At 59.6% G+C, this 1000-nt stretch carries 1 protein-coding gene; it reads left to right on the top strand.

Going from position 1 to position 1000, the window contains the following annotated elements:
- Positions 1-106 precede the first annotated feature (106 nt).
- The gene (gene istB / locus OC184_RS20380; RefSeq protein ID WP_265508971.1) at positions 107-874 is read left to right on the top strand and encodes an IS21-like element helper ATPase IstB; all 768 of its coding nucleotides are present in this window, start codon (positions 107-109) and stop codon (positions 872-874) included.
- Positions 875-1000: the final 126 nt, after the last annotated feature.

The following is a 1000-nucleotide window of genomic DNA, read 5'->3' as shown; positions in this document are numbered from 1 at the left end:
CAGGCCCTCAAGCTGGCGGTGGAACCCCAGGCCAATGTGCTTCGCAACGACCAATTGATGGAGGTGCCCTAAGCGTCATCACCCTGCCATCGATTACATCGTGATCATGCTGCGCGAGCTCAAGATGCACGGCATGGCCCAGGCAGTTGCAGAACTGGCTGAGCAAGGTGCACCGGCCTTCGATGCGGCGCAGCCCATCCTGTCCCAACTGCTCAAGGCCGAGACCGCCGAGCGAGAGGTGCGCTCGGTGGCCTACCAATTGAAGGTGGCCAGGTTCCCGGCGTACCGGGACCTGGCTGGGTTTGACTTCGGCCACAGTGAGGTGAACGAGGCACTGGTACGCCAGCTGCACCGGTGCGACTTCTTGGAGAACGCCAACAACGTGGTGCTGGTGGGTGGACCGGGTACGGGCAAGACCCACATCGCCACAGCCCTCGGGGTGCAAGCCATCGAGCACCATCACCGCAGGGTACGGTTCTTCTCCACGGTGGAGCTGGTCAATGCGTTGGAGGAGGAGAAGGCCAACGGCAAGCCCGGACAATTGGCCCACCGCCTGGCCTATGCCGATATGGTGATCCTGGATGAGCTGGGCTACCTGCCGTTCAGTACGTCAGGAGGCGCCTTGCTGTTCCACCTGCTGTCCAAGCTGTACGAGCGCACCAGCGTCGTGATCACCACCAACCTGAGCTTCAGCGAATGGGCCAGTGTGTTCGGGGATGCCAAGATGACCACGGCACTGCTGGACCGACTCACGCATCACTGCCATATTCTGGAAACCGGTAACGACAGCTATCGATTCAAGCACAGCTCTGAACAGCAACCACCACAGGCCACCAAGAAGGAGAAGACAGCCAAGAACTTATCCACAACGTGAGCGTGAAGCTCACGAACCAGGGTGGGTCAAGAATCGATGGAAATCGTGGGTCAGCTTTGCGTGGAAATCAACACTCATGCATGAACATGGCAAGGCTATGGGCGAAGAACCTCCCGTTCGGCCAGA

The organism is Paracoccus rhizosphaerae, from assembly GCF_026162645.1.
GTDB lineage: Bacteria > Pseudomonadota > Alphaproteobacteria > Rhodobacterales > Rhodobacteraceae > Paracoccus > Paracoccus rhizosphaerae.
Note: the sequence above shows the minus strand (reverse complement) of the source record. Positions and strands in the feature narration are given on the sequence as shown.